General features: G+C 45.0%; 21 protein-coding genes and 1 pseudogene. 14 read left to right on the top strand and 8 right to left on the bottom strand.

The window, feature by feature from the left end; all coding sequences use genetic code 11:
* From BUC05_RS12595 to BUC05_RS12575, 5 genes are all read left to right on the top strand, one after another.
* Positions 1-1539, top strand: a 1539-nt coding sequence (locus BUC05_RS12595; protein WP_167369572.1) for an isopeptide-forming domain-containing fimbrial protein, incomplete at its 5' end; no start/stop codon positions are given.
* A 170-nt stretch (positions 1540-1709) separates the two neighbouring features.
* On the top strand, positions 1710-2405 hold the full coding sequence (locus BUC05_RS12590) for a response regulator transcription factor (protein ID WP_035203791.1): 696 nt from the start codon (positions 1710-1712) through the stop codon (positions 2403-2405).
* Entirely contained in the window at positions 2402-3334 is a 933-nt protein-coding gene (locus BUC05_RS12585; RefSeq protein WP_073304848.1) for a sensor histidine kinase, read from the top strand. Before BUC05_RS12590 ends, BUC05_RS12585 begins: the two co-directional genes overlap by 4 nt.
* 111 nt (positions 3335-3445) lie before the next feature.
* Positions 3446-4375 (top strand): ABC transporter ATP-binding protein, encoded by a 930-nt coding sequence (locus tag BUC05_RS12580; RefSeq protein WP_011246023.1) that lies wholly within the window; start codon positions 3446-3448, stop codon positions 4373-4375.
* 5 nt (positions 4376-4380) lie between these two features.
* Positions 4381-5076 carry an ABC transporter permease gene (locus BUC05_RS12575; protein ID WP_041824467.1) on the top strand — a complete coding sequence of 232 codons (696 nt, stop codon included), beginning with the start codon at positions 4381-4383 and terminating at the stop codon, positions 5074-5076.
* 99 nt (positions 5077-5175) lie between these two features.
* On the opposite strand, the gene BUC05_RS12570 is transcribed toward BUC05_RS12575, so the two are convergent.
* Positions 5176-5796: a flavin reductase family protein gene (locus BUC05_RS12570; protein ID WP_011246025.1), complete on the bottom strand. Its 621-nt coding sequence runs from the start codon at positions 5794-5796 to the stop codon at positions 5176-5178.
* 95 nt (positions 5797-5891) lie between these two features.
* Here BUC05_RS12570 and BUC05_RS12565 point away from each other — a divergent pair, with 95 nt between their 5' ends.
* A complete protein-coding gene (locus BUC05_RS12565) occupies positions 5892-6578 on the top strand; it encodes an ArsR/SmtB family transcription factor (protein WP_073304846.1) in 687 nt (228 codons plus the stop codon).
* Between the two features lie 119 nt (positions 6579-6697).
* Here BUC05_RS12565 and BUC05_RS12560 read toward each other — a convergent pair whose 3' ends face one another.
* The 3 genes from BUC05_RS12560 to vanR all read right to left on the bottom strand — a co-directional run bounded on the left by BUC05_RS12560 (position 6698) and on the right by vanR (position 9510).
* Entirely contained in the window at positions 6698-7612 is a 915-nt protein-coding gene (locus tag BUC05_RS12560; RefSeq protein ID WP_011246027.1) for a D-alanyl-D-alanine carboxypeptidase family protein, read from the bottom strand.
* A 97-nt stretch (positions 7613-7709) separates the two neighbouring features.
* Complete coding sequence (locus BUC05_RS12555; RefSeq protein WP_073305146.1) at positions 7710-8816, bottom strand: sensor histidine kinase; 1107 nt, start codon at positions 8814-8816, stop codon at positions 7710-7712.
* Complete coding sequence (gene vanR / locus BUC05_RS12550; RefSeq protein WP_011246029.1) at positions 8809-9510, bottom strand: vancomycin resistance response regulator transcription factor, VanR-F/VanR-M family; 702 nt, start codon at positions 9508-9510, stop codon at positions 8809-8811. The genes BUC05_RS12555 and vanR overlap by 8 nt, the downstream gene beginning before the upstream one ends.
* A gap of 250 nt (positions 9511-9760) precedes the next feature.
* On the opposite strand from vanR, the gene BUC05_RS12545 reads away from it, so the two are divergent.
* Genes BUC05_RS12545 through BUC05_RS12535 form a run of 3 tightly spaced genes read left to right on the top strand, consistent with a single transcriptional unit; the run spans position 9761 to position 12676 of the window.
* Positions 9761-10711, top strand: a complete 951-nt coding sequence (locus BUC05_RS12545) for an agmatinase family protein (RefSeq protein ID WP_372513858.1) — start codon at positions 9761-9763, stop codon at positions 10709-10711.
* Between the two features lie 45 nt (positions 10712-10756).
* Positions 10757-11404, top strand: coding sequence for a helix-turn-helix transcriptional regulator (locus tag BUC05_RS12540; protein WP_082369084.1), 648 nt, complete (start codon positions 10757-10759; stop codon positions 11402-11404).
* A 21-nt stretch (positions 11405-11425) separates the two neighbouring features.
* On the top strand, positions 11426-12676 hold the full coding sequence (locus tag BUC05_RS12535) for an Nramp family divalent metal transporter (RefSeq protein ID WP_179289634.1): 1251 nt from the start codon (positions 11426-11428) through the stop codon (positions 12674-12676).
* Here the strand turns inward: BUC05_RS12535 and eutB are convergent.
* Entirely contained in the window at positions 12673-13641 is a 969-nt protein-coding gene (gene eutB, locus BUC05_RS12530) for a hydroxyectoine utilization dehydratase EutB (protein WP_073304844.1), read from the bottom strand. The two genes, BUC05_RS12535 and eutB, sit on opposite strands and share 4 nt — an antisense overlap.
* 151 nt (positions 13642-13792) lie before the next feature.
* On the opposite strand from eutB, the gene BUC05_RS12525 reads away from it, so the two are divergent.
* On the top strand, positions 13793-14743 hold the full coding sequence (locus BUC05_RS12525) for a cyclodeaminase (protein ID WP_073304842.1): 951 nt from the start codon (positions 13793-13795) through the stop codon (positions 14741-14743).
* 100 nt (positions 14744-14843) lie between these two features.
* Here the strand turns inward: BUC05_RS12525 and sda are convergent, their stop codons facing one another.
* The 3 genes from sda to BUC05_RS12510 all read right to left on the bottom strand — a co-directional run bounded on the left by sda (position 14844) and on the right by BUC05_RS12510 (position 17257).
* Entirely contained in the window at positions 14844-14990 is a 147-nt protein-coding gene (sda, locus tag BUC05_RS12520) for a sporulation histidine kinase inhibitor Sda (protein ID WP_082111847.1), read from the bottom strand.
* 186 nt (positions 14991-15176) lie between these two features.
* A complete protein-coding gene (locus BUC05_RS12515) occupies positions 15177-15818 on the bottom strand; it encodes a spore coat protein (RefSeq protein ID WP_011246035.1) in 642 nt (213 codons plus the stop codon).
* A gap of 110 nt (positions 15819-15928) precedes the next feature.
* A complete protein-coding gene (locus BUC05_RS12510) occupies positions 15929-17257 on the bottom strand; it encodes an amino acid permease (RefSeq protein ID WP_011246036.1) in 1329 nt (442 codons plus the stop codon).
* Positions 17258-17407: 150 nt separating this feature from the next.
* Between BUC05_RS12510 and BUC05_RS12505 the strand changes: the two genes are divergently transcribed.
* From BUC05_RS12505 to BUC05_RS12490, 4 genes and pseudogenes are all read left to right on the top strand, one after another.
* Positions 17408-18016 carry a LysE family transporter gene (locus BUC05_RS12505; protein WP_073305142.1) on the top strand — a complete coding sequence of 203 codons (609 nt, stop codon included), beginning with the start codon at positions 17408-17410 and terminating at the stop codon, positions 18014-18016.
* Between the two features lie 132 nt (positions 18017-18148).
* Positions 18149-19048: pseudogene (locus tag BUC05_RS12500) on the top strand (manganese catalase family protein).
* Between the two features lie 204 nt (positions 19049-19252).
* Positions 19253-19636, top strand: a complete 384-nt coding sequence (locus tag BUC05_RS12495; protein WP_011246039.1) for a DUF5082 domain-containing protein — start codon at positions 19253-19255, stop codon at positions 19634-19636.
* A gap of 23 nt (positions 19637-19659) precedes the next feature.
* Complete coding sequence (locus BUC05_RS12490; RefSeq protein ID WP_011246040.1) at positions 19660-19923, top strand: YwqI/YxiC family protein; 264 nt, start codon at positions 19660-19662, stop codon at positions 19921-19923.
* The last annotated feature ends 68 nt before the right edge of the window (positions 19924-19991 follow it).

Raw genomic sequence — 19991 nt, 5'->3', positions numbered from 1 at the left:
CCAGGTCAAGCAGGGAAAGATATTGAGAATACAGCCGTTGTCGATGGCGACAATATCGACGACCCAGATGAGCCACGTGAAGATGTCGAAATCTACCCACGTGAGCCAAAGCTTGAGTCAAGAAAATCAGCAACAAACGCGGACGAAAGCAAAGACCGCTATGAAGTTGGCGACACGGTTGTGTACACGATTGAAGCGCGCAACACGGTTGAAGACAGCTTGCTCGAAAACCTCACCATTACGGACGTTCTTCCAGAAGGGGTAACGTTTGTGGAAGGCAGCTTGGAAGTAAGCCATAGCGGTACAGGAAACTTTGAAGACGGAACGGTAACGGCTGAGTTCGGCGAAGTCAAAGACACCGAATGGCGCACAGTTACGTTTGAAGCAACAATTGATGCTGGCTATGTAGGCGAGACGATCAAAAACGTCGCAGTCGTTGAAGTGCCAAATATCGACGAGCCAGATGAGCCAAGCACAGATGTTGATGTCGATCCGAAACAACCGAAGCTCGAGTCGAAAAAATCAGCGAAAAACGCGGACGAAAGCAAAGACGGCTATGAAGTCGGCGACACGGTTGTGTACACGATTGAAGCGCGCAACACAGTCGAAGATAGCTTAGTCGAAGACTTGCGCATCACTGACCAGCTTCCAGAAGGCTTAGCATTTGTTGAAGGCAGCCTGAAAGTAAGCGAAGGTGGCGAAGGTTCCTATGAAGACGGCACCGTTACAGCCGAATTCGGCAATGTCGAAGACACCGAATGGCGCACGGTCACGTTTGAAGCAACAATTGAACCAGGTTTTGCGAACAAAACAGTCAAGAACGTTGCAACCGTAGGTGGCGGTAACATCGACGATCCAGACAAGCCAGAACACGAAGTAGACGTTGATCCGAAAGAGCCGAAGCTTGAATCGAAAAAGTCAGCGAAAAATGCAGATGAGAGCAAAGACGGTTACGAAGTCGGCGACACGGTCGTATATACGATCGAAGCGCGCAACACGGTTGAAGACAGTGCCGTAGAAGACTTAACGATCATCGACCAACTTCCAGAAGGCTTAGCATTCGTTGAAGGCAGCCTACAAGTAAGTGAAGGCGGTACAGCCACTTTCGAAGACGGTACAGTTACAGCTGAATTTGGCACTATTACTGACACGGAATGGCGTACGGTCACATTTGAAGCAACCATTGAGTCTGGAACATCGATTAAAAACGTTGCAACTGTAAATGGCGGCAACATTGACGATCCAGACAAACCTGAAGCAGAAATCGAAATTACCGAACCACCAGCACCACCAACACCTGGCGATGGAGACAAAGAAGATCCAGTCGATCCGACTCCTGGCGATAAGCCAGAAGAGCCAAAACCAGGTAATGGCGGCACGAACAAACCTCAAGAGCCGACACCAGGAGACAAGTCGCCGTCAGATGGAAGCAAGTTGCCGAAAACAGCGACAAGCACGTACAATTTGCTTCTCATTGGTGCAAGCCTACTCGTTCTTGGAGCCATTCTCTGGTTCCTTAGAAGGAAAAAGGCAGCATAAGCAACACGAAAAGGTGAAGGGCGGATGCCCTTCACCTTTTTCTATGTTAAAAACAGGTGTACGCTTCGTATTAGCATATAATAAACTTTCTTAAAAGAGACAGCCGCTTTTCCAACAAGTTGAGCAGGGCAGGTGCCCGTGGTAAACTTTTGCAAGAGGGGGTTTTACCAGTGAAGCAAATCCTGCTCGTTGAGGACGATCCAGAAATTAGCGATTTAGTAAAAGCGCATTTAGAGAATGAAGGATATCGGGTATTGACAGCAGCCGATGGAGAAGAGGCGGCCCGATTGTTTGCAAATGGCGGCGTGGATTTAGTATTGCTCGATTTAATGTTGCCGAAAATGAACGGAATGACGCTTTTAAAGCAAATCCGTGTACATAGTTCTGTGCCGATTTTGATTCTTTCCGCGAAAGGAAGCGATTTAGATAAAGCGCTTGGGCTAGGGTTTGGGGCAGATGATTACATCGCCAAACCGTTTTCGCTCATTGAATTGACAGCTCGGGTACAGGCAGCGATCAGGCGTGCTACCGACTACACAGTAGCGGACGCTAAGGAAGAACGAGTCCTTCATCGCGGAGGCATCCGCTTGGATGTAGATGCGTTTATGGCTTATAAAAACGGGCAAGCGGTGAAGCTGACGGCAAAAGAGTTTCAGTTGCTGCACGTATTTATGGAAAACCCAAAGCGCGTGTTTACAAAGGAACGGCTTTATCAACAAATTTGGAATGAACCGTATCTTGGTGAAGAGAACGTCATCAATGTCCATATTAGGCGTTTGCGGGAAAAAATTGAAACCAATCCGTCCAAACCTGAGATTATCGAAACGGTTTGGGGAATCGGTTATAAACTAGGAGCACCACAATGAGTGTGGCAACGGTCGTCTTCGCCCTAGCGCTTGTGTTTATGATAGGCTGGCATTTCTATCGGCAAAGAAAATCGAAAGAAAGTTTGCTTGCTATCGAAGAAAAGCTTAAAGCGCTCGTTGACCAGGAAACAAGCGGCAAATTGCTTGTGGCGACAGATGAAAAGGAACTCCAACTTGTACTTGCGCAAATCAACCGCTTGCTCGCTTTGAATCAACAACAAGTGGCTCACTACCATAAAGCCAAACTGGAACAACGTAAAATGTTGGCCAATATTTCACATGATTTAAAAACACCATTGACGGTGATGATTGCTTACATTGAAAAGCTGGAACTAGACCGAGAAATGCCTGAACAAGAACGAATGCGAATCATTGGCCGCCTTCATGAGAAAACAGAACAGGTGATTTCGCAAATGAATAAGTTCTTTGCTTTAGCAAAGCTAGAAGCAGGCGATGAACTGTTGCCATTAAGCAGAATGGAGTTAAATGAAGTTTGCCGCCAAAGCGTGCTTGACCATTATGAGTGGTTGGCTTCAACAGGAATGGCCGTACAAATCGACATACCCGAGAAGCCGATTTACATTCAAGGCAATGAAGAAGGGCTCGAACGGGTGTTGAGTAATTTGATCGCGAATGCGATTCGTTATGGGTATGAAGGCAATGTCTTTGGCCTGTCGGTAACGGAAGAAGAGGGACAAGCGGTCGTTGACGTTTGGGATAAAGGCAAAGGCATTCCCGAAACAGAACAAGAGCGGATATTTGAGCGCATGTATACGTTGGATGACGCTAGAAACCCAGCCTTCCACGGCAGCGGGCTTGGACTAAGCATCACGAAGCGCCTCGTCGTCGCCATGAAAGGGACAATAACAGCGATCAGTACTCCTTATCAGAAAACGATCTTTCGTTGCACGTTCAAAAAAATCAGGTAAGACCACTCCCTAAAAAAGCCGGTTAAGAAATTTGTAAGAAAGGATAAAGAAAAAAGACAAATCGATGTTCTATACTAATAAACGAATCAAGTGATCAGAAGGAGGAACATAGTGGAGGAGATTGTACGTTTACACGATGTGACAAAATTCATAGCCGGGCACGAGGTGGTCTCAAATGTAACGATGAGTGTACGGAAAGGGGAAATTTATGGGCTACTCGGCCCCAATGGTTCAGGGAAAACCGTGATTATGAAAATGCTGACCAATCTAGTAAAACCGAGTTATGGGACGATTGACATGTTTGGGGAGCCAATAAAGGCTTCGTCTTATCAGTATTTAAGCCGTGTTGGCAGCATGATCGAATACCCTACTTTTTATAAAAAGAAAACAGCACGGCAAAACTTGCAATTGGTGTCTGAGTACATGGGCTATTACGATCCAAACGCCATAAACGAAGTGCTGGAATGGGTCGAATTGGAGCAAGTCCAACACAAACCTGTCCATACGTTTTCACTCGGGATGAAACAACGGCTCGGCATTGCCCGGGCGATGTTAGTCAAACCGGAGCTATTGATTTTAGATGAGCCCATGAATGGGCTGGACCCCTCAGGCATTAAAACAGTGAGAGAGATGTTTCAAATGATGAACCAAGAATATGGAACGACATTGATTGTTTCCAGCCATTTGCTTAGCGAAGTCGAGCTATTTGCTGACCGCATCGGCGTTATCAAAAACGGAAAATGGCTTCAGGAAATCTCTATGAAAGCGCTCAAAGAGGAAAATACAGAATATATCGAAATTTTTACCAAAAATCAAAAACAAGCATGCTTTGTGTTGGAAGACGTGCTGCGGTTAAGCAATTTCAAAGCACTCCACAACAACACGATTCGCGTCTATGAGGCCGGTCATAGGCAAAACGAAATCACACAGGCGATGCTCGACCATCATGTTGAAATTGAAGCGATCAGCAAAAAATACAAATCGTTAGAAGAATATTTCCATCAAGTGCTTGACCAAGAAAAAGCACAGGAAGAAGAGTGAAAGCCATGTATCATTTACTAAAACTAGAATTAAAGAAAGCAAGCTTAGGTTGGTATTGGAAAGGAGCGATTGTCGCCAATTTTCTAATCGTGGTCACCGTTTATGCCCTTATGTTTATGGGCAAGTTTGAGGTCGAAGACATTCCTTTTTATACGCTGGAAGAAGGGTTTTTTATTAGTGGCTTGTTTGTCCGCGCCGTGTTTATTGTGTTTGCGGCTGTGCTGCTGGCAAAGCTGGTGATTGAGGAATATAAAAACAAGACGATCAATATTTTATTTGCATTGCCTGTGCAGCGGAAAAAACTGCTTTCGGCAAAACTGGCGCTTGTGTTTTTGCTTACGTTCGTGACAATTTTAGGCTCTGACCTTGTTGTCAGCGCTGCATTGTGGCTCGGAAACTCAGTCCTGCAAGTCGTTGACCAAACCGTCACTTTCGCGATGCTAATTGAAAAGGTGAGCAGTACGGGCATGTATGCATTAGCTGCCGCAGGCACAAGCTTAATCCCTTTGTATTTTGGGATGCGCCAAAAATCAGTGCCAGCAACGATTGTATCGTCGATCATCATTGTCGCCCTAATTAGCTCTTACAACCCAGGCTTTTCAATTGCTACTATTATTTACATTCCGTTCACATTGGCAGTTGTAGGACTTTGCATTGCTGCGATCGCCGTTCATTCTGTTGAAAAAACAGATGTACTGTGATGAACTTGTTAGCGAAGCGTGAGACAACGAAAAGCCCGATTTTACTCTCGTTTAAGAGAAAATCGGGCTTTATTTGATGATCCGAATCATAAAGCGTGCTCATGTTTCCGCCCGGTACGTTTTTCCCAGTTGTTCGCCTAAGCCAAAATAATGGCGGAAATTATAAATGAGCGGGCTCCATTTACTTGGGTCAATATGGTTTTCGCCAAGCACGATTTCTTTATGAGCATGTACATGTACTGCTTGTGTTTCGACAATCGCAAAATCGGGCGAATGCGCTGGAATGCGAATGTGTTTCACCGTTGCTTCAATTTGAAGCGGGCACTCTAAAATCCGTGTCGGTTTTACTCCTTCAGACGGAGCGGGCGTTAAGCCACTACTGCCATACTTGTCTTTTTTATACGTAAATCCAAGTTGTTTCTTGCCTTCTGGAACGGGCTGTTTCCCTGTTAGTGGAGCCAACCGTTCGACATTTTCCCATAAGGAAGGGCTTGGTATATTTAAGACACATTCAGGATGGCGTTCTATATTTTCAATCGCTTTTCCCCCAAGTCCAAGGCCCAACACGAGACAGTCTCCTAATGCCCATGAAGACGAAATCGGACTAATATTGACGGTTTCGTCCTCATTCAGTGTTGTTAATAAAACGACAGGCGTTCCGTAGTATAAAATGCTCGGATTAATTGTTTTTGTATGAATGCGTTGAGTTGCTTGTTCCATTCATTTGTTCCTCCTCTGTTGTCCTTCCTAGTCGATTGTAGAATATAAATACTTCCATTATAATCGAAATATCGATTACATGAGGGAGTGTTCAAATGAATGCCAATCCAAATGTCGCCATCGTTGCCTCGCTTGTAAGCGAACCTTCTCGTGCGGCGATATTAACCGCCTTATTAGACGGTCGGTTCCATCCCGCAAGTGAGTTGGCCTATATGGCAGGCATCAAGCCACAAACAGCGAGCTTCCATTTAGCAAAAATGGTCGAAGCCCATGTCATTGTTGTCGAAAAGCAGGGGAGGCACCGTTACTATGGGATTCAAGATCCAGAAATCGCAAAAATAATGGAGTCGCTTTTATCGATTGCGCCGCCACAAAAAATCAAGTCGTTCAATCAAGCCTCTCAAGACAAAGCAATCCGTTCGGCAAGAACGTGCTATGACCACCTCGCCGGCGCTTTAGGGGTGAAAGTAACCGATTCTTTGCTCAACATGAATATCATTCGTGAAGACAAGGATGGCTTTGTCGTTACTGAATCAGGAGAGGCATTCTTTCAAGCTTTTCAAATTAACCTGGAAAACGCCAGGAAAAAACGCCGTTCCTTTTCACACAAATGTTTAGACTGGAGTGAAAGGCGCCACCATCTTGCTGGAGCATTGGGGAATGCATTGCTAGAAAGGTTCATCGAGTTAAATTGGGTGCAACGTTTGCCGAAAACAAGAGCGATTCAAATTACAGACGAAGGAAAACAAGGCTTAAAAGAAACGTTTTCAATCGATATGTAGGCACGCGGCAGCGCTGTTTTCAACTGCCAAATCGGACAGAAGAAAAAACCAAGTCAGTGAATCACATGACTTGGCTTTTCTCTTACAAGCGACTTGCAGCCGTTTCAGCTGCAATCACTTTATTCACTAGACTCGATTTTTCGATACAATTTGAGCGTATCGGCGATTTGGGCCCGATCAGGATGGCTAATGTCTTTTAAGGGAGCCCCCATCACGATCGTTATATATTCGGTATCTTCGACCAAGCCAAGTGTGGCCCAGCATTGTCCTGCTTCGTAGGTGGTGCCTGATTTTCCACCAAGAATGTCAAACCTATCTTGCTCTTTTTTATGGAGGAATGTGAGAACAGTGGATTGTAGTAAAAGGCCATCAGGATGTTCGGCGGTTGGCGTTGTTTGAAACATCTTTGTTGTAAAAATAGTCTTGAAATCACTGTTGTTTAAGGCATAGTCTAAAAGCTTAGCGATATCAGAAGCGGTCGTATATTGCTTTTCATTATGAAGACCTTCTGGATTTGTGAAGTGCGTGCCATTCAATCCAAGTTCAGCAGCCTTGTCATTCATCATCTGCACAAAATTTTCCACATTTCCCCCTACATGAACCGCTAACGAGTTTGCTGCTTCTCCACCTGATGTTAACATCGTGCCATATAAAAGGTCACGGTACGTTACGTCCTCCCTGCCAAAAAAACCAGCCATGGAAGCATTGCTAGCAACCATTTCGTGGTACGTAGTTACATCGACAGGGGCAATGGCAGATAGATCCTCAATCTGTTCAAGGGCGACAATGGTGGTCATGATCTTTGTAAGCGATGCAGGATATACTTTAGCCTCGGCATTTTCTTCATAAACGACACGCCCTGTTTCTCGCTCCATCACATAAATGTATGGACTGACATATTCGTCCGTACGAAAGAAAGGAAAAGACTCTTTTACACCGCTGGTTCCTTTATCTGCGACTTTAAATAATGCCACGAGTATAATCATAATCATTATAATGACGGAAATCTTTACGAACGTTGGGGCCTTTCCCATACAACCTCTACCTTTCACCTAAGCTATTTTTCATGTCTTCGCTTAAAGCATAGGTAAAAGTATTTAAAAAAGAGGTAGGGTAAATATTAAATTTTTCTTAAACCGAATCGTCCTCTTTAGGCAAACGTACTTCAAAAGTAGTCTGTATGACATTGCTTTCCACCGCAATCGATCCATGATGCTGCTCGACGATATTCTTGGCAATAAATAAACCAAGACCTGTCCGATTTTCTCTATCGGTTCGTGCCTTATCGCCAATATAGAACATATCAAAGAGATGAGGAAGCTCCTCTGTAGCAATGCTGCTGCCGTAATTGACTACTTGCACAACGACCTCGCCGCTTTCATCGATAAAGCCGTTGACATCAATATACTGACCATCGCTTCCATAACGGATCGCATTCGTCAGCAAATTTTCAAATACACGTGCTAACAAATCACCATCCCCACTCATAAGTAAATCGGGCTCACAATTCATCCGGGCACTTAGGTGATTTTTTTCAAGTATAGGATACAGTTCTTCTTTTAATTGGTGAAGGAGGCCAGTTAAATCGATTGTGGTTTTATCAACTGTAAGCATGCCGTAGTTCATTTTCGTAATCTCAAATAATTCATCAATTAGTCTTTCTAAATGTGTGGATTTCGTAAAGGCAATGGTTAAATAATGTCTAACTTGTTCTTTCGTTAACTGTTCGTCTTTTAGGAGCAAATCCAAATAACCGAGAACAGAGGTAAGGGGTGTCCGCAAATCATGAGCTAAATTGACAACTAATTGATCTTTGCTACTTTCGGAAAAGTCTCCCCGTTGAATCGCCTCTTGCAATGTTTTACTGGCCAAATTTATGTCTTTTGCAATATCTTTAAATTCATCATTTGACTGGATATCGACGGTGTGGCTAAAGTCGCCGCGGGCGAGGTGGCGAATGCCGTTTGAAATGTCATTGAAATAGATCGAATAGGGTTTTGTCAGGAGAAAGAAAAACAGGAAAGAAAGGGAAATGAACAAAACAAAAAAGATGTTAAAGTCGCCGAATCCACCTATCCAGTTACGAATGTGCGTAACCGGATCCCCGTATTCAACCCCGGTGTGATAATAGAACTGCAATCCTTTAAAGAGTACGTATGTGATCACTGCTGATAAAAACATGCTTAATCCAAATAAGGCCACCATTTTAGCACGAAAACTACGCATCATTTTAGCCATTGAATGCATACCCAACTCCCCAAACAGTCTTAATCCACTTATCTTTCCGTTTATCTTCTTCAAGCTTTTTCCGCAGTGTCCGTATATGAACCATAACGGTATTCGCTCCTTCAAAATAGGCTTCTCCCCACACTTGCTTGAAAATATTTTCCACACTAAACACTTTCTTTGGGTGACTTGCTAATAAATATAAAATATCAAACTCTTTCGGAGTAAGCTCAATGTTTTCTCCGTATAGAGTGACTGTACGTTGCTCAAGAGAAATAACTAACCCGCGATAGTCTAACCGTGTTTTAGGATCAACCGCTGTACGAGGCTGATTTAACTTCATGAAACGGCGGAGTTGGGCATTCACGCGGGCAACCAATTCAATCGGCGTAAATGGTTTCGTTATATAATCATCTGCCCCGATAACCAGTCCATGTACTTTGTCAAAATCGGACGTTTTCGCACTCAAAAAAATGATCGGCATATTATGCGTTTCACGAATGCGCCGGGTTACCTCATAGCCATCCATTTTCGGCATCATAATATCCAATATAAGTAAATCGATGGGCTGCGTTTCGACAATGTGAATCGCTTCTTGTCCATCTGCTGCTTTTGCTACACTGTATCCTTCTTTTTCTAAGTGAATAGCAAGCAGGTCAGCAATTTCCTCCTCATCATCTGCAATTAAAATCGATATCGTTTTCATTTTTTTACTCCTGTATAAAATTTTTTCCATTTATGAAACGACGTTCTTCATACGGCTTCATTATAACAAACAGAGCGGCAAATGACATGTACAGTCGTTTGCTTCACTTTTTGTACGGAAATCCGGCATTAGGTATGGAAGATGATTTGACATAGAATTTTTGACTTTTAATAAAAATAAATTGACTAATTGTAAAAAAATCATTACCATTTTGATATCTAATCATCTTGTAGAAAAAGAGGGGGATTTGATGGAGAAACTATATGGCAATACGCCTTGTTTTCTAAATGCAAAAAATATCGCCAAATCGAAGTCCACTGAAGGGATTGATGCCGTTGTTTATGGAATTCCTTGGGAAGGGGCGGTCACATGGGGCGATTATACAGGCTGTGAACTTGGCCCGAAAGTAATGAGGCTTTGCTCGGCTCGTTATAGCGGCTATCTGCCTGAATTGGACCATATTGATGTATTTGAGCATATTCGCCTCGGTGACGCTGGCGATGTGGATGTCGTTCCAGCGGATGTCGATGAAACGATGAGGCGGATTGAGCGGTTTGCCGCTGAGTTTTGGAAAAAAGGCACGTTTCTTATTGGCTTAGGAGGAGACCATGGGGTCACCTATCCGATTGTTAAAGCGCTTGCTAACGAGGGGAAAAAAGTAGGCATTATCCACTTAGATGCCCATTATGATAACCTTCCCCACCACGAAGGCGATCCGTTTGCTCGGTGCAGCCCATTTAAACGCTTGTATGAATTAGAAGGGGTGCGCAATGAAAGCATCGTCCATGCCGGCATTCATGGCCCGCGCAACAAACCAGAAAGCGGCAGAAATGCAAAAGAGGCTGGAGCTGTCACGATCACCATTAATGACATACGTGAACAGCGTGACTTAAAAGGATATGCGGCTCATATGTACAAGCTAGCGAGCCAAGATGTCGATGAAGTGTATTTAAGCATTTGTAGCGACGTGCTCGACTACGCGTTCAATCCTGGCGGTCCTGTAGACGGAAATGGCCTCAGTTCTTATGAGTTGTTGACTTTTGTCCATGAAATTTGCAAACAAGGAGTCGTTGGAATGGATTTTGTCGAAGTGTACCCACAACAAGATCCAAGCCAATTTTCCGCCCACTTGGCTTCGACAGTCGTTCTCTATGCGCTTGCAGGACACATATGGAACGAGAAAAACATGGTATCATCCTAAATAGTGGGGGAGAAGCCCACGTTAATGAGAATAGGTGGGTGGAAAGTGGACAATAAAATTATACTGAGGAAATACATTCCAATTGCAGATATGATTGTCGCAACGTTTGGGAAAAATTGTGAAGCGGTTATCCATGATTTGACGAACGTTCAATCTTCTTTGTTTTATATTAAAGGCACAGTGACAGGAAGAAAACACGGTGCCCCGACGACTGAAGTGGTGTTAAGAGAATTAAGAAAGTACGGCGATGAGGTGCCAGATAAACTGGGCTTTACGAGCCGAACGAAAGATTGCCGAACGTTAAGGTCGTCGATTTCGTTTATTCGCAATGACACGGGCAAAGTCATCGGCTTTTTTGGAATTAACTATGACATCACTGCCTTTTCTAACGTTTGTGAGGTTCTTAGTGAGTTTTCGGCTGCCCCTTATTTGGGCCAGCCGAGCCCTGTGACCGATGAATCCTACGCGGAAAACATTGAAGAAATTTTTGAGACGCTTATTAAAAATACACTGATGGAAATTGGCGTGCCAATTGAAGAAATGGGCAAACGGGAAAAGATGTATTTCGTCCAGCAGCTTGACGAAAAGGGTTCTTTTCTCATTCAAGGTTCCGTGGAGCGGATTGCGGACATTTTAGGCGTATCGAAGCAAACGATTTATAACTATTTAGAACAATCGAGGGCGGAAGGATAAACGCCAGAAAAGAGGGAACGAATGGAGAAACAACAAGAACCGACTAACATGAAAACATCAATGTTTAAAAACAAATTGAAAGCGATAGGCCCAGGGGCGATTGTTACAGCCTCCTTCATTGGTCCTGGCACAGTTACAACTGCGACAAGGGCAGGAGCTTCCTTTGGCTTCGCCCTTCTTTGGGCCGTCATTTTTTCGATTATTGCCACAATCATCTTACAAGAAATGAGTGCCCGCCTCGGCATTATTACCCAAAAAGGGCTAGGCGCAGCGATTCGTGAGCATTTTACACATCCGCTGCTCAAATATGCGTCGATGTTCCTTGTCTTAGTCGCGATTTTAGTTGGGTCATCAGCCTATATGGCCGGCGATTTGCTTGGTACGTCTATGGGCATCTCGACGCTTACGGGGATATCGCCAAACGTGCTTGCGCCTCTTTTCGGAATCGTCATCTTAGCGTTAGGCTTGAGCGGCAGCTATAAGCTTGTCGAAAAACTAATGATTGTCCTTGTTGTGATTATGAGCATCACCTTTGTGACGACGATGGTTGTCGCCAAACCTCCTTTAGGCGAATTGTTTCAAGGAGCATTCATACCAACGGTTCCTGACCAATCAATTATTATGATTATTGCCTTAATTGGGACAACAGTTGTGCCGTATAATTTATTCCTTCATTCGGAAAACGTGATTGAGCGTTGGAACAAGCCCGCCCATTTAGCAGACTCCCGCTGGGATATTGTCATTTCGATTAGCGTAGGCGGCTTGATTACTGCGGCTATTCTCATTACGTCCGCTACAATGATGCAAGGCATGGAAGTGAAAAATGTGTCAGACTTGTCTGTCCAATTAGAACCGCTTTTAGGAAGTTGGGCGCTCGTGTTCACGAGCATTGGTTTATTCGCCGCTGGCTTTTCCTCAGCGCTTGCCTCTCCACTGGGGGCAGCGATTACCGCTAGCAGCATTTTAAAATGGTCAGGGGGAATGCGTGACAAACGCTTTAAAATCGTCTTTGCGGCGGTCATCTTATTCGGAGTTGTGTCATCGAGCCTCGGGTTTGAGCCACTCGACGTCCTCCTGTTTGCCCAAGCATTAAATGGAATGTTGCTTCCTTTTGTTTCCATTATGTTGCTGATCATTATGAACAACAAAAACCGCCTCGGCAACTATGTGAATTCATTAAAAATGAATATCGTTGGCGGCATTGTCGTTGTCCTCTGTACAGGGCTAGGCATCTATAGCTTCGTCGATGCCGTCCGCGCTTTTTTCGGCTAGAGGTAAGGGCGAATAATGCGGTGATGCTCTTTTGGATGAATGCTGGCGCCAGTAATGACAACAGCGGTAGGCCCTTTAGGGCGAATGCTATTAGTTAACAGTGCGGCTGCTCCTATGGCAGCTGCTCCTTCCACGATTAAATGGTGATGCTCATATAAATACGCCATCGCCTTGGCAATGTCTTCTTCTGGAACTTGTACACGGGTGTCGACATAACGTTGCACCGCCTTAAACGTCCAACGGTTGTCCAGACCGATTCCGCCAAGAAGGCTATCGGCCACAGTCGGCTGTTCGGCTACTTCTACTGGATGGCCCGCTGCCAAACTGGCTTCCATAGCCGCTCCGTTGACGATGCTTGCCCCGGCAACTTGAATCGTCGGATCAGTATGTTTCATTACTAGCCCAATGCCGCTAAGCAACCCTCCTCCTGATAATCCAGCGATCACCGTATCAAGTTCAGGCAAATCGTCTAGCAGCTCTAAAGCGAGTGTGCCTTGGCCAGCGATAATCCTGTCGTCGTCAAATGGTGGGACGAGCGTCTGCCCTGTTTGCTCACAATGACGGATACAGGCGGCTCCTGCTTCATCTTGGCTGCGCCCTGTAACAGTTAGCGTTGCCCCGCTGGCTTGAAGTGCAGCTTGCTTAGCAGTCGGTACCGCTTCCGATACAAAAATCGTCGCCGGCGTTTTAGCCTGTTTGGCGGCATAGGCGACCGCAAGGCCATGGTTACCTGTGGAAAAAGCGGCAACGCCTTTTTGTCTTGACTCAGCTGACATAGACAAGAGCACGTTCATCGCTCCGCGGAGCTTAAAAGAGCCGCTCGGCTGTAATGTTTCTAATTTCAACCAAACGGGTGTTTGGCAATGGCCAGATAAGGGAGCGCTATAAACGAGGGGCGTTTTTGGCAGATAGGGAAAAAGCCGTTTGCGCGCTTGCCAAACCGATTTGACAGGAATCGTGTCCATTGAAATGCCTCCATTCATGCCTAGCAAATGCTCTTCCTTGCCAATTTGACAACAGGCAGGTGAATTCCTGTTTCAGTTGGCGAATAAATTTTAAGAAGTAGGCAGGAAAAAAAGATAGCTATGCCAAAAAAGGTCTGAGGGAGTGATGTTTATGGAGCACTATCAGGAAGAAGCGATCCGCAACCATGTAACACTATGCGATGATGCACTCATTGAAATCGAAGAGGCGTTTAAAAAGCTACATTCCCGCACTGTCTCACAGCCTCCTGTCATCCGTGTCGATATACCTGAACACCGGGGAGAAGCAGATATTAAAACGGCGTATATCCCTGGTTTATCTACGTTTGCGATTAAAGTTTCTTGTGGTTTTTTTAACAACCCTTCGATCGGGCTGCCAAGCTTAGGAGGACTAATGCTTGCGATGGACGCTAGAACAGGCGTGCCAAAAGCACTGCTAGCCGATAACGGCTACTTAACAGATGTGCGCACGGCGTTAGCAGGCGCGATCGCTGCCGATCGTTTAGCGAAAAAAACGATCTCAACGGTCGCCGTATTTGGCACTGGCATGCAGGCCCGCCTGCAAGTAAAAGCGCTTAAGCTTGTCCGCAATTTTGCGGAAGTCATTGTTGTCGGACGGTCTGAAGAAAAAGTACACCTTTATAAAAAAGAAATTGAGGATGAACTAAACGTTCCTGTTCACGTAGCGAAAAGTGGACAAGAGGCTGCTGAACAAGCAGATCTGATTGTGACGACAACACCAGCCGAACACTATATACTGAAAGCCGATTGGCTATTACCAGGTGTCCACGTAACTGCGATCGGCTCAGATGCAGAGCATAAGCAAGAAATCGAGCCAGCAGCATTTTTTAAAGCAGACAAAGTTGTATGCGACCTTTACTCACAAAGCTCGACGATCGGCGAACTCCATCATGTACAAGATTTTTTAGCTGAACATGCAATTGAGTTAGGAGCGATTTTAACGGGAGAAAAGGAAGGCAGAACGTCTGAACAGGAACGAACCATTTGTGATTTGACGGGCACAGGAGTGCAAGACACAGCTATCGCCAATTATGCGTTGGCAAAAATGAAACGGAGCGGATAAAAGAAGTCGAGCCTGTCGCTGTCTGAATTTGTGTTAATGCTAGAGGGACGGTTGTTTGGACTGCGACAGGATAAAAGGAAGAAAAAATAAATCATTATTTTTAGGAGTGAACAAGTTCTGGGAGACGGATGCCTCTGCGCAACACTTCTTCTTGCAACAGCGCGATAAAATCATCTTCTAGACGATGTTCAACCGCTTTTACGTAAGAATCGACCAATAATGAATCGTCTATGTCGTGTAGCGTCATGTCATTACCTCGCAATATATAAATTTTGGATGTAAAACTTCGAAGTGATGTAAAAAGCAACCTTTATTATAATAATCCAGAAGATCAGACGATTTCAAGCATTATATTGGTGAAAAATATTGTAAAAGTAAACAGTTGATCGCTTACAATAAAAATGCCAAGCACGAGGCTCGGCATGTACTCGCTTTAATGCGTAGAGTTGCCAGGCATTTGCGAGTTGATCGAAGCTTGGGCATAGCCGTTTTGCAGCTGTTGCATATCTTGCTGAACAAGCTGCGGAACTTGGTAATAGCCCTTTTTATTTTGGTAAAGCGAAATTTCGTAAGCCATTTCAATGCAGTTGGGCAAAGAATCGGCAAGCACACGGCGGACGACTGGGTTTGTCGCTTCCATTGCCGCGTTTGTTTTGATAGGAGCAACTGATTTTACTGCGTTTAACATCGAAAGGGCAATGGTTTCATCGTTGATTTCAGCCGTTGATTCCATCGGCTTTTTCGGTTGGCCGCCTGGCTTCATGCCATACGTAAAATCATTGCCTTGTTTCATTTTGTAGCTTTTTGTCGGCACTGCAGGATCTTGACCTGTTTGGAAGCATTCTAAAGTAGTGTTGTACTCCTGTTTCATAAATGCTTTTTGCCTATCCAAAATGTCACGAAGTTCAGGGTCTTGAACATGCTGGCTTAACATGGTGTACGTATTCATTGTGTTAATTGATCCTGCTAGAACTTCGTGTACATCAAACATTTCATGGCCGCCATGGTTCATTTGTGGCGTCACAGGGCCTGTTTCGATGTTTTGGTGCATGTTTTGTTGCTGTTGGAAATCCATTTTTTGTCCTCCTAATTGAAATGTCCTTACGATTTTTAGTATGAACTCATTTTTTTGATCTATGCAGTGAAATATGGAAATCCATTCTCGTCAACGTAAGCCCTTTTAGCTCAAGAGCTACTCTGTTCTTTGTGCGGTTTTTTTACAAGCCAGGCAATAAGCACAATGATTGCAGCGAAACCTATGCTTAAGTAAAAGCCTGGCCGTCCCGTTTTTTCCGCCAAGATGCCACTGATGGCCAACAACATCAACAAGATGCCAATAATGTTTCCACTTATGGAAAAAAACGTTTGCTTTAGCAAGCGCATATTGGACAAGACGATGCATATCCAATTAAACAAAATAAGAATTCCTGCGGCTGTTGTAATATACTCGAACAGTTTCCCGGGCAATAATAGCGCAGCAATGACTGCACAGATTAAGCCAACAACAGCAAGGCCAAGGGAAGGCAAAGGAAGGTCCTTGTATTTGATTTTCTTTTCGAACCATTTAGGTGCGTTCCCGTCATGGGCTAAGGTTGTTAGCAGCGTCGTCACACCAAATAGCGCCGCTGTCATTGTCGAAAAGCCAGCAACAATAATGGCTGCATTAAACACATGGGGGAAGAAAGCAAGATGATAGTCAGACAACGCGGTCACAAATGGGCTTTCTTTGTCTGTAAATTGGTCAAACGAGACCATGCTGACGGCGAGTCCTAATGAAACGGTATAAATGATCGCTAAAAGCAACAACAGCGCCGTACCTGATTTAGGGGCATCTTGTTTTTGTTTTAATTGCATCGCCATCAACCCAATGACTTCAATCCCGCCAAATGCATAAAAAGCATAGATAAGCGATCCCCAAAAACCTTTTATCCCCCGGGGGAACAACTCATTGTACGAAGACGGAACAGATGGATCCGGCCCTGTCCCATCTAGCCATTGAAAAACAGCGAGAAACCCAAGCACAATAAACAACAGAATGGCCGCCGTTTTCACGGCAGCGAGGACATTTTCAACCGAATCAAATCCTTTTGTACCGAGCAAAACAACACCAATGCCGAGAAGCGAATAGATCGAGGCAAACACCCAAAGCGGCACATTGTCAAACCAGAAACGGGATAAAATCGATAAAGCTGTTAATTGGCTGCCGATAATTAAAATGTTGGACATCCAATAGTTCCAGCCACAGGCAAAGCCAACACGGTTCCCGAATGCTTGTTCTGCATAATAACAGAACGATCCTTCTTGCGGATCGTCAGCCGTCAATTTGGCAAGCGCAATAAAGACGACGTATGTGCCGAGAGCAGCAAGCAGAAAGGCAATTACGATCGAAGGGCCCGTGAGGCCAATGCCAATGCTCGAACCTAAAAAATAGCCAGTGCCAATGGTGCAGCCAACGCCTAAAAGTGAAAGTTGCCACCAGTTTAAACTTGTATTTTTTTCTTTTTTCTTACTCAAGGCCAACCTTCCTCCTTTGTCTCCTCATTAGCGTCTGCCTTTGATTTCGTTTCTATACCAGGCGAAATTTAAGGTCGTACAACCCGTTGTTCCTGAATATAGTAGAACTGGGACAAGGGGGGATTAAAATTGGTATTTCTAAGTTACATCATGTTAGGCATTTCATTGGCAGCTCCGATCGGCCCAGTCAATGCGGCTCAAGTAGAAAAAGGCATTAAAGGCGGCTTTATGAATTCATGGGCTGTTGGCCTTGGGGCAATGGCAGCAGATGCCCTGTACATGTTTGCTGTGTTTTTAGGGGTTTCCCGTTTTTTAGAGTATGAGGTCGTAACCGTTTTCTTATGGCTGTTTGGTTGCTTTGTCCTTATTTATACAGGTTTTGAGAGCATTATGAAGGTGAAAAAAGAGGCACAAACGGGTCTCGGCGTAAGGTCAAACGAGTCACCGAGACAATCATTCCAAATTGGATTTTTGATCTCGATTTCCAATCCGTTGACCATTTTATTTTGGCTCGGCATTTATGGCTCGGTGCTAGCAAAAACGATTGCTGAATACGAAATGGCCACTGTTTGGCTGTACAGTGTGGCGATCTTTATAGGCATAGCGGCATGGGATTTTACGATGGCTGTTCTCTCAAGCACCGCCCGCGCTTTTATGAATGAAAAGGCGCTCATTGCCATTTCCGCTTTTTCTGGCGTCAGCCTAATCGGCTTCGGCGTTTACTTTGGCTACCATGGCATTGCGTTGCTTTTGGGATAGCAGGAAAAAAGCAGGCATGATACAGGCTCATTCTCAAATAACGTATAGTATGTATGCACAGAAGGTGGAAACAAAATCGATTTAAGTGAATGAGGGCTGTACATAACAGCCATCTGTAAAGGAGATGGGGCCTTGTTTTACCACGTAAAAGAGCTTCAGTATGAAGCGAAGCCATCAAAACCAGATCCTGTATACGCAGCGAAGCTCCAAGAAGTGTTAGGCGGCTAGTATGGAGAAATTAGCGTGATGATGCAATACCTTTTCCAAGGTTTTAACTGCCGGGCAGACAAGAAATACCGCGATTTGTTATTAGACGTAGGGACAGAAGAAATTGCCCATGTGGAGATGCTTGCGACGATGATTGCAAGGCTGCTTGACAACGCTCCATTTGAAGTACAACAAAACGCTTATGAAATGGACCCGGCTCTCGCCGCTGTTTTAGGAGGGACCAATCCCCAGCATGCCATTGTCTCAGGGTTAGGCGCAATGGCGTCAGACAGTGAGGGCTACCCATGGAATGCCAAGTATATTATTTCCAGCGGAAACCTTCTCGCTGACTTTCGCGCTAATTTGAATGCAGAGTCTCAAGGAAGATTGCAAGTTACAAGACTCTATGGAATGACAGATGATCCAGGTGTTCGCGACATGCTGTCATTTCTCATTGCCAGGGACACATACCATCAAAACATGTGGTATGCAGCCATTAAAGAATTAGAAGAGTGTGAAGAAGATATTGTCGTTCCGACCACTTTTCCCCGCTCTCTCGAAAAAAGCGAAGTCTCTTATACGCTCTTCAACTTTTCAGAAGGAGAAGCTAGCAGGAAAGGCCGCTGGGCATACGGGCCAAGTTTTGACGGTAGAGGGAATTTTCACTATTCGCCTCAACCTTATGCCTGGGGGCAAAAGCCTCATTTGCCGCCAGCACCACCTGCTTACCACAATACCGTCCCTGGAAAATGCAATGGCCAACAACAAGCCTCGAATCAGGCGAACCAAAAGTCCCAGCAACAGCGAGAAACGGACCTCGAGTAGCACCTCGAGGTTTTTTGTATGTGCAGGAGGATCGGGGGGTGTCGATAGTTCCCCGTTTAGAAACGCCTTACTATATTGGTTTCACTTAATTGACGTACGAGTCTGTTTTTTCTAGACGATTTCGAACAGTTGTTTTAAAATAAAATGGAATGAATAGCCATTTTTTTAGACGAAGAATGAAACCACCAGGGGGGAGGATGGCCGATGGCCGATCAAACCGAAATAGCCAAGCTCCACTATGAAATTAGCCAAATGCGGGCGCAACTTTTCCAGACAGAAGCGCAATTGGAGCGATTGCGGGCGGCCAAACAAGCGCTTGTTTCCGAACAAGCGACTCTTCACGACCATAAAAAATGGGGGAGCGAACCAGAGCTAGACCATGATGCGTGGCGCGGCCAAGCCGAATCGACGCACGATGACATTCGCCGCCATATGCAACTGGCTTACACGAACGTACAAGACGAAACGGAACAACTGATGCGCGCGATTGAAATGGAAACGAGGCGGCTCCAAACAATGGTGTCTTCTTGTCAAGTCGTGATCAACATAAAGCAACAATCGCTCCAAACGTTAAAAGCGACGAAATAGGAAAGGAAAGGAGGAGAGAACCGATGGCTGAAATCAAAATCGACGAAGGCTCCGTGCTCAGCGCTTTAAGCGAAACCGGGGAACAGGCCAGCTATTCCGTGTCGGGACACGAGCCTGCGCTCCATACGTCGTCGATGGCTTTTCTCCATTCATTGCTGGAAGTAGAAAGCGGGTATGCCGACCAATTCAATCGTTATTTGGACGTCGTGAAAAACGTACAAGCAGAAACAAAAGAACTCGTTCAAACATACGGAGTTGTGGACAAGATGCTGGCAAGCCGCCGATAATAGAGAAAGGAACAGACGGATGAACACACTTGACGTACAAGAAGTACTCGATGCACTTGACGAAATCG

It is taken from the genome of Shouchella rhizosphaerae, assembly GCF_900142675.1.
GTDB lineage: Bacteria > Bacillota > Bacilli > Bacillales > Bacillaceae_D > Shouchella > Shouchella rhizosphaerae.
The sequence above is the reverse complement of the archived record's forward strand: the minus strand, read 5'-3'. Positions and strand labels throughout refer to the sequence as shown.